Source organism: Syntrophothermus sp. (assembly GCF_013314835.1).
Lineage (GTDB): Bacteria > Bacillota > Syntrophomonadia > Syntrophomonadales > Syntrophothermaceae > Syntrophothermus > Syntrophothermus lipocalidus.
On record NZ_JABUEX010000068.1, the window covers coordinates 1 to 10,016 of the forward strand.

Sequence of the window (10,016 nt, forward strand, 5' to 3'; positions counted from 1 at the left end):
GACCTGCTGAGCTGGTTACAGAAGATCTGCCAATAGCCTCTTATTTATGTCAAGTAAATAGGGCATAAATAGGCTCATTGCTTGTTTGTGCCCATCAACTTGACATAAGCAATTACTTTGCATAATTTCCCGTCCCCGGGCCAGCCAAAACCAGCATCATTTCGTCTGCTCCCGCAGTTATGATGACATCCTGGTTGTCATCCTTCTCTGGAGCCTCTTGTAATTCCAGGGGCGGAATATCCGGCTCATCCTGGAGTACGACCTCAATAATTTCATTTTCTTCAGAGTTTGCCTCCTGTTCGAAAATATCCTCCGGCTCTTTCCATCCGAAGTGTATTGTCGGCTCAGATGCTTTTCCTGCATCACAATCAGGTATTTCATCCGGTGCTACAGCAAGCGGAACTTTTTCAGGAACATAATCGGGCCGGCATGAAGAAAAGTGCCTGCAACCGGTACGATAACACCGGCAGGTAACTTCATATTTATCACCGGACTTGATAAGGCCCCATACAATCTCTTCCCTGTCACCTAGCAATGCACAGTACCCAAGCTCCCATTCTTTTTTTTGAGCTGGTGTAAGATATCGCTCACAGAGGCGAAGATCGATGCCCCCCTGTACCCATGCCATTCCCACCAGATGTTTGGCCATTTTCTGGATACTTTTTCGTCCATGTACCATTGATTGAAAATCACGATCAGCAAGAAAGTCTCCTTTTAAAACATAAACATTGCTGATACAGGAGATGTTTGAGCGCCTATTCATCTTCTTCCACCTCTAACCTGTCTACCGGAAGTTGATAATCCATGCGCAACGAATCGTAATGCCACTTTTGGGTAGTTCGCGACGATCTGTTCATACTTCTGGCCTGAATGTGCAAAATGAGATCGCGGTCAATCTGTGCTTTAACCTCAATCTTTTCACGGAAAAATCCAAAAGCAGGTACATTTATATATCCCAGCGTATTTCCTTCGTCATCAGCAAAAATCAAATTTGCAGCGGGTTCATCTTCTACCAGTGCGAATATGGACGTAACAGGATTTTCTGTGACTGCATGTTCACCTTTCTTCATAAGAGGATAAAGGCTGCCGTCAGACATAACCAGCCCTACCGTCTGGGCAAGCAGATGCCCGTCCGGATGCGCACACAAACTGGCTGCCCCGCTGGCCACACTCCAGTCTGAATCCTGCGGATAAAATTCCTTTCCTTCCCATAACCGGGCCACTCTTTCGTTGAAGGGTCTGAGATTAACACTACCACCAACCATTAGAACACAATCTAGCTGAGCCAGACTCATACCTGCCCTCTGAACACAATTTTCAAAACACTGAATGGCCCGATCAACCTGGGGCATAATCAATCTGGTAAAATTTTCTAAATTAATACTCTCATTAACTTCTCCCAGAGGTCCGTAATTCAGAATGCGTATTTCTACCAGGTCATCCCAGGTCAGATCTATTTTGGCCCGTTCGCAGGCCGCCAGCATTTTATCACGATCTACCGGAGACATCTGGTCAAATGATATTTTTTTATTCATATTCCTGGCAATCCGGCTGTGCACCATCTCCGCCATAAGCCGGTCAATACAATCACCGCCTATGTTGAGACCACCGGTTGCAAGCTCTCTAACACGACCGTTTCGGTTCTCAATTATAGAAACATCAAGTGTGCCACCACCCCAGTCAAATACGCCAATCCTGGTATAATGCCCTATTTCGCTATAATGGCGAAATAAAGCAGCGGTTGGCTCGCTGACAAAACTCTTTATTTCAATACCAGCAATCCTGGCTGCTTCCCGCAGTGCAGCCCGCTTACTGGCAGAAAAACCAACAGGTACCGCAACAACAGCCTCTTTCAGTTCATCCGAACCCATTCTCTTTTTTACTATGCCTTTCAGGGCATGAAATATCCTGGATGCCACCATTTCTGGCGTCCACGTACGACCGGCAATATTCCAGACCCTGTCTGAGGCTAAAAAGGTCTTTACCGATGGAATAACCTCGCAGGATTCCCTCAGTTCCTCTCTTCTGTTCCAGGCTTCACGCCCACAGTACACATGCCCGGTTACCCGGTCAATAATAACCAGGGAGGGAAATGGCCTGCCCCTGTCTGTAAACTTGATTACTCTCCTGCCGTCCTCAATCGCCACACAGGCACTATTTGTCGTACCAAAATCAACTCCGAAATTCAATTCCAATCACCCTTAATAGCTTTCTGTATTCAATCCAATGCCCTGATAAATGAGTTCGCGGAAAATACGATCCAAAAGATATTTAAGATGATCCGCCACTTCTGTTGCTGGCCGCTCTCTTGCCTCGAGATAAAATCTATAATGCGGATACAACCTGTCACAAATCCTGTTTTTAAATTCTTCAATTACATAATTACATTCATAATCAATTCGATCTTTCAGGCGCTTCACCTCTTCCTCCCGGGCAATTTTCTCCTTCTGCAAACTGTTCTGTAATTCTCTGGTTTCTTTTTCAAGTGCAGATATTTTTTTACCCAGATCGTCAAGAAGAGCCAGCTTTTGCTGATGTTCCGTCTGTAAAGCCATAATCTGCTTTTCACGGTCAATAATATGCATTTTTTCTAAATTTAACTTCTGCTTTAAATCATCCACGTTCTTCCTCAAAGTTTCATTTTCTTTTTCCAGAGATTCTATATGTACCGCAAGCCATTCCAGACACACCCGAGCATTCCAATCCGTACACACACCATCCTGACTTTCTCTTTTTGCTCCAGTGATTGAGTTGTTATAACTTCGATCTTTTCCACCTGGCAATACCCCTGCTTGCTGGTAAATCTCTTTTAGCTGTGACTTTCTGGCTTCCCGGGGAACAGTAATAACTCCGTGTTCCTGTAACTGCCCTGTTTCTTCCGCCGGCTGTTCCTGAGAAATATGTGTTGCCAGCGTTCGTATAAGACCCAGATCAATACACTGTTGCTGTAAGCCTACAGGCCAGTTTTTTGTTACCTTTTCTGCTTCTGCAACCAGCTTTTGTCCAAGCACCGCTCTCACCTGGCACCTGCCTAACCAGTTCAAAACATCAGATATCCAGGCAATGTCCTCAGGTGTACAGTTTTTGCATTTTTCTACCATCCCTATCAGTATCATTGCCGCAATCCCAGATATCTCTCTTAAACCAATACTGTTTTTTTCCAGAGGTATCTCCAGTAGTTTTTTTGAATCCAGCAGTTCTTCTCGAAATTTCATCACACAGGTACGCACCGGTACTTTTTTCCCTTCAGCAGTAAGATGATTGGCTGTATCAATCAGCAAACGTAAAGCAATCTGCCTGTCAACAGAGATGAAATCCCTGATAAGCAGTATCTTTCTGAAACAACCAGCACCGGTATTCAGAGCTGGGTCTTCAAGAAGTTGTTGAAGTAATTTTTCCCTGTATTCTGCCTCACAGCTGTTCCAGGCAGACAGTAAAGCACTACAAACAGCCGCAGGCGGCAATGTTGGAATAAATTTGAAAGCTTTTTCCATGTATTCTGGATTCATAAGAAGCTCTTCAAGCCGTTCTTGCGCAACCTGAAGGTCTCTTACGTTCAGTTTTTTGTTTTGCTTAAATTTTTTCGAGAGTGTTTCCAATTGCTCGAAAGCCGTATCCATTTCTCCTCACCTTTCCAAACTTTTTAAATATTCAAGTATTTTAACTTTTTCAGGTGATGACGGAATCTGTTTGCCAAGCTGAAGCAGCTTCCGGGCCATTCCAGCTTTCTGGTGCCGGTCTGAACAAAGGTTTACAAGAAACCACAGTACCAACCAATCTTCTGACTCAGGCGGGTTTTTCTCCACATCTGCCGCATTAACCCAGGTCCTGGCTGCAAGTTTCAGAAAAATCTCATCTTCTTTTCGGAGCGGAAGTTCTGCAAGAATTTCCGGTTGTAAGTGTGTCGGTGCTGCTCCGGTTTTTTCTCCGTAAAAAATTCTCAGGACATACTGAAGCAGCATGAAAGCCATCTCAAGTTCCCCGCTGGACTTTCTATTTTCAATCAGTATCCGGGCCATTTCCGTTCTGGCCAGTCTTAGAAGCAGTAAGACTTGCAGAAAGTCTCTCAATTCAGCAATAAGAGGTGAACTTTCTTTGATATTTTCAAGTTCTGCAATGGCTCTTTCAAAAAGATGACGGTTGTAATGAACCCAAGCAGTACTCAGTAACCGTCCACCGGGCAAACCAGCTATACTGCTACAATATCTTAACTGTTGACGTCGGATCTCACCGAACCACTCAGAAAGATTCAGTATTTTTCTCCCGGATGTATATGGCAATATAACTCGTCTCAAGGCTACTTGCCAGCGCTCAACCGGCGGTAACAATTCAATTTCACCCGTTGGGATATTTCCGTTCCACTGACCGTTTCGTATCTTAGTGTAAAAAGTCAACAGTTGCTTTAATTTTTCGTTTTTAATCCTGTCAATCCAGTCAACTTTTTTGCCGGATACCAAAATATTTACATCATCAAATACACCAGCACATGCAAAAACAGAATATATCCACTCATCAAAAGAGGGGTGAAAACAGGGAAAGCTATTCAAATTGTAACTATGTCCCGTTACAATTCCCTGACATATCTTTGTACAAAAGTCCAGAACTCTGATTAAATTTTTAGCGGTACATACGCTTACATCGCAACCTGTTCCTGCATATACACTCGTAAATACAGAATTCAGATCGATTATCACTGTCCCGGTACTTACCTTATGTTCACCTGTAATCAGGATAATTTCGTTGATCGAACAGTTGCTATCTTTGACAAGCTGCAGCAACTGGTTTGATGTAATCCGTACCAGCCTTCTGCCATCAAATTTTACTGGCAAATGTCTGGATGGTTGCTGCCATATTCCAAGCAAAGCATCAGAATACGGGTATCCAGTCAATATAAGATCTTTTTCTTCATACAGTTCGGAAGAAAGGAGATAACGAACCGGTTTTCCATCATCATAATAAATACTAGCTCTGTGAACAGGGAAACCAATGCCTGCTGTTATATCCTGGCATTCCACAGTACCATTAACCTGATTGACAGCCATCGAAATAATCCATTTTTTTCTATTCCGGTCAACACAGCGACATCCATCAAGATTCAAATATCCCGGAAACATTTTATCGACCTCAATAACAGGTTCTTCATTATAGGCATACAAGCGTTGAACAAATTTAATGTTTATTCGGGGCAGAAGGCAAAATTCTATTTCATACAGTTCAGAATCTATCTCGGATGTACCAGTCCTACCAATGTTATAAACAAAAAACCTGCCAGCCACCGGAGCTCTACTATTTATTTCTTTCAGAATCTGTTCCAGATCCCACATGTTTCTTATTCGTCTGGTAACAGAACCATCAGTGTAAAACAAAGCAACTCTTTGTTCCTCAATTGGTCTGAAGTCTGAAACATACAGGGGCGGCAATGAACCTGAAAACACATCCAGCCAGGGTGCTGCACACCACAGTCGGAATCTTTCTGGTTCAACCCAGGTTAAGACAATATCTGTATTCGTATCATTCTCTATTTCATACCCGTGAATATTGGTTCCGGGTTCAACCATCACATGGCATGCCCGGTAGTTTATATTTCCTGGTACCCTGACCGAACCCAGTTCTGAAATTACTCTGCACTTCGGATGGTAACCATTCGGAATCAACAGGTAATATTCACCCGGTTTGACTTTCCTTCCGCGCAGAACATAACCGCATCCTGGGTCAAATAGAGCAGGCAATCCATCGGGAATCCATCCAGGGAGCAACCATTCGGCTTGCTGGCCTCCTGGTTTTTGTATCGAACCTGCATAATATTCCGACCAAGCATTGGCTGATTTTAACAGTGTTAATGGAAACCGCCAGAAGTCTTGAATAGCAGGAACTTTTACACCAACTGCATAATCCCGACCGGGAAAAAACATAGCCAGACACCGTTCCTGCGGCACGAACACCAATCTAGGCTTCAATGCAACCGGAACCTGATTCTTAATACATTTGAAACAAGAATTATAAAAATGAAACAAAAACTCCTCCCAAAAGCCAGGCTGGTAACCGGGTAATCCCTTAAGATCCGCCTGCGTCATAAAACCCTGCTCATAAAGCATGAGAAGATGACAGATCTGCATTGTAAATTTCCACCCTGCGGTATCTTTTAAGAAGTTTTTCAGATACTGAGAACAACTAATTAATTCAACCCGGTTCTGAAACTGCCTGTATCCCATCATTAGCAAGTTGTTCCAGGACATGGGACTTTTAAACTCTTTAATAATACTGGCCAGCGGGATAATATATCGTTTTGATACTCCGCATTGTTCAAGTATAGCCCCTACATATCGGAAAGGTCCCGTACGTTTCAGTTTTTTCAGCCCAAACAGTTCCAATCGCTTTTCAATAATCCTGCCATATTTTTCCTGATTCGCAATTGTATTCTCTATCTTCATAAGCCGGCAAAAATGCGACCAGAATCCCTGGTCGTCATAATAATGGTACGCACAGTTAACCGCCAGTACAACAAGGGCGGTTTCATACAGGCTGTCCTCCTCGAGCATATACTGGCTGAATTCCCTAGCTAGAAATTCCAGAAGTTCAGGGTCCAGATATATTTCCCCTGCATACTTACAGTTTTGTAATTTCTCTTGCCATTCAACCGCAAGGGTAAAAATATTCCCGTTCTGTCCCACACAAACCACTCCAGGACACTCATATTCGTATCCACAGTTTAAAGCCCTCATATAACAACATATATGAAAACACAGATATTTAATTTTACGTCTTATTCAAGTTAAATGAATAAACTTTTTTACAACATCTGCTGGTTTTGCACCAACAGTACCTCCATTTTTATTTACCATTTGTATTTTTTTATCATCACACCTCATAAAACTCAATCAAACCCGTTGTACGATTAAAGCTGTATCTAACCAGTTTCATATTGGCCCAGATTCCTGAACGAGCCGGTCTTCTGCCGATTATATACTTTCGTTCACCCATTTTTCGCGCATAATCAATAACATCCGTCGGAAAATCAAAAGCAACAAGAAAAGCGTGTATCATTGAATAGTCCCCGTAACTGTACTCGTCTTTTACCCAGTCAACGTATTTCATAAGCTGGTCTACATCACCAGTAGTAGCCCCATCTTTTTTCAGTTCTGCTACCAAAAACCTGGATTTGGTATTATTAAAACCCTGAATGTAGGAATAACCGAATACGTCCATCCTGTCCATATAATCAATTGGTTTGAACGGAGAAGCAATTACTTGATGCGATAGATAATCCCAGGCGCTGAATATACTGACAGTGTTCTGTTCTTTAACAGACAACTGGTACAGCAAACCAGCTTCAAGAGCCATTTCATGGCGTAACTGCGATCCCTCAGCACAGTTTAACAGTATTTCTTTGACTCTAAAATGATAACTCCCCGTTAAAATCTTCGTTGCAATTTTGTTATGACAGGACTGGTAGTCGCTTGAAAAAATTTCACCAGCAGGATTTTGCAGTGCATTCTGGTTGGTTCTAAGTATTACATCCATCAGTGCTTGATTTTCATCATCGTCTATCTTGATAAAAGAGACTTTCCAGAAAGCTCTTAGCATCCTAAATTGCTGAGGATTTGAAGATAAAACATCATCCATATCGATACCGGATGTAAAGAAGTAGGGACTGGGTCTAAAGACACATATCCACCGCTGGTTCACACTTTCCTGACCTTCATCCCACAGCAGATAATTTTTCACCTGATCGTAGTCCAAATTCAGCGGTTTATTGGCATCCGGATAATTTAGAAATTTGCAGTCACCTGCAATTTCTGTAAGAACACCTATTCCGTATATTTTTCTTCCAATGAAAAAATAAATATTATCCCCCGGCTTCATCGTGGCATAATCGGCAAACGTACCTTCGTGGTGTGTTCGCCATTGTCCGTTTGGGACTGACAACTTTGTAGCATAAATCCCATTTTGAATATACATTATGAGTGAAGATTCAGAATCAAGGTTAATAACATATCCAGCCATTTAAATCTCTCCGAACACTAAGAATAATTTCTAATAACCAGTTCTTTAACAGGGCCCCGGCGGTCAGCGCGGCAGTTAATAGCCCGCTTTGCGTGCACGGTGGTGATGTTGTATCCGCTGTAGAGGCCGCGCACAAATTCGGTATCCGAATTGCTCAGCATTACCAGGCAGCCTTTTCTGTCCAGTTCCCTGAAGACTTCAGCCAGCCTCTTCTGCTCTTCTTCGCCGAAGTTTTCCGCCGTGTAGCTGGTGAAGCTGGCCGTTGCCGAAACCGGGTGGTACGGCGGGTCCAGGTACACAATCGCGCCGGCTTTCGCGTGGTCCAGGGCCAGGCTGAAGTCGCCGCAGATTATCTCCGCTCGTTTCAGGGCTTCGCTCACCAGGCGGAGATTCGGTTCATCTACTATTTTAGGGTTTTTGTACCGCCCAAAAGGGACATTGTGCTTCCCCTGCCGGTTGACCCGCCACAGGCCGTTGTAGCCGGTCTTGTTCAAATAGAGAAACCGGGACGCGCGTCCAACCGGGCTTAATTCTTCGGGATTCAATGCCCTTATCCTGTAGTAATATTCCGCTTTGTTTTCGTGCTTTCTCAAATCAATCAGGAGTTCTTCCAGGTGATTGCGCACCGTCAGGTAAAAGTTGATCAACTCCTCGCTGCTGTCGATTAAAACTGCCTTCTCAGGCTGCAGGTGGAAAAACACCGCGCCACCGCCGACAAACGGTTCCAGATAGAGAGAGTATTCTGTTCTGGGAAACAAAAGCTCAAACTGCTCCAGAAGCTGGCTTTTCCCGCCGGCCCACTTCACCGGCGGGCGCGGCAGGATTTGTTTTTCAGTAACCGATACTGCGTTCATTCCCAGCTCATCCTTTCCATCGCTGACTGTAAATCCTGCAGAGATGGCGCCGTGTAGCGCCTGGTCACGTCTAACCTTGAATGCCCCGCCATCGCCGCCACCTGGTCGATGGGAATACCGGCGTCGATCGCGTTCTTGCAGAAGGTGTGCCTGAGCGTGTGCGGCGTCACGTTTTCAAGTTTCGCGCGGTAGGCGTACTCGGCCACGATGTCGAACACGCCGCGGGCGCTGATGGGTTTGCCGTACCGGTTCGGGAACAGCGGCCCGTCCGGATTTCTCTCCAGCCAGCGGGCAATCATTTTCCTGGCCGTGCGGTTCAAAGGGACTTCCCGGTACTTGTTCCCCTTACCCGACCTGACCGTTACGCTGCCCGACCGCTCGCCTATCTTAATCTCTTCCCGCTTCAGGTTCACGACTTCGCCGACCCGCAGGCCGGCGTGGAGCATCAAAGAGATGATCGCTTCGTCGCGGGGGCTGTCTTCTTCTCTCAATGCCCTGATCAGCGCCGCCTGCTGGGTGCGGGTGAGCCATTTCGGGGCCAGCCCGCTTTCGGCCACCGGGCGGATGTCTTCCGCCGGGTTGTCCGGGACCAGGTTCTGCTCAAGCAGCCAGCCGTAAAAGACCCGGATGGATACCAGCGACCGGTTGACCGTGGCCGGCTTCTTCCCTTCTTCCTGCAGGTGGCGGCGGTAGTCCGCGATGTCGAGCGGCGACGCTGCCAGAATGCTGGATAAACCGGCAAACCATTCGCAGAACCGTTTGATGTCGCCCAGATAGGTCCTGGCCGAACGCGCCCGGTCGGTCTCCAGCAGGTGTCTTTCAAAGGCCGATAAAAGCTCGTTCAAGTTATCGGAAGCGATTTTTTTGAGATAAACGACGTTTCCGCTCATTGGGATTCCTTTCCTTTCAAGGTTTTCTTCGCCAGCAAAATGAAAAATCCTTCCGATAAGGGTTATTATCGGAAGGATTTTGGTTGCTTTAGGAATGGAAGGGTTTCCAACTGCGCAGGGTTTTAATCCGGCGGGTTATTCCACAAATTTCATGTCGCGGGCCTTCGGCTTCCGGCCTGCAAGGAGAAACCGCCTGAGAGTTGCCGGGTCGATTTTTTCCCACTTCAAGCGGTTTGATTCGGTTATGACTATCCGAAACCCCCTGACT

At 45.3% G+C, this 10,016-nt stretch carries 7 protein-coding genes; all 7 read right to left on the reverse strand.

What is annotated here, in order from left to right; translation table 11 throughout:
* Positions 1–112: 112 nt before the first annotated feature.
* A complete protein-coding gene (locus HPY90_RS13515) occupies positions 113–763 on the reverse strand; it encodes a hypothetical protein (protein ID WP_287195238.1) in 651 nt (216 codons plus the stop codon).
* Positions 756–2,147 (reverse strand): Hsp70 family protein, encoded by a 1,392-nt coding sequence (locus HPY90_RS13520; RefSeq protein ID WP_353733676.1) that lies wholly within the window; start codon positions 2,145–2,147, stop codon positions 756–758. The genes HPY90_RS13515 and HPY90_RS13520 overlap by 8 nt, the downstream gene beginning before the upstream one ends.
* Before the next feature lie 54 nt (positions 2,148–2,201).
* Positions 2,202–3,620 carry a hypothetical protein gene (locus HPY90_RS13525; protein WP_287195240.1) on the reverse strand — a complete coding sequence of 473 codons (1,419 nt, stop codon included), beginning with the start codon at positions 3,618–3,620 and terminating at the stop codon, positions 2,202–2,204.
* A gap of 6 nt (positions 3,621–3,626) precedes the next feature.
* Positions 3,627–6,671 carry a hypothetical protein gene (locus HPY90_RS13530; protein WP_287195242.1) on the reverse strand — a complete coding sequence of 1,015 codons (3,045 nt, stop codon included), beginning with the start codon at positions 6,669–6,671 and terminating at the stop codon, positions 3,627–3,629.
* A gap of 187 nt (positions 6,672–6,858) precedes the next feature.
* On the reverse strand, positions 6,859–8,004 hold the full coding sequence (locus HPY90_RS13535; protein WP_287195244.1) for a PDDEXK family nuclease: 1,146 nt from the start codon (positions 8,002–8,004) through the stop codon (positions 6,859–6,861).
* Positions 8,005–8,021: 17 nt separating this feature from the next.
* Entirely contained in the window at positions 8,022–8,858 is an 837-nt protein-coding gene (locus HPY90_RS13540) for a DNA adenine methylase (protein WP_287195246.1), read from the reverse strand.
* Positions 8,855–9,748: a tyrosine-type recombinase/integrase gene (locus tag HPY90_RS13545; protein ID WP_287195248.1), complete on the reverse strand. Its 894-nt coding sequence runs from the start codon at positions 9,746–9,748 to the stop codon at positions 8,855–8,857. The genes HPY90_RS13540 and HPY90_RS13545 overlap by 4 nt, the downstream gene beginning before the upstream one ends.
* Between the last annotated feature and the right edge of the window lie 268 nt (positions 9,749–10,016).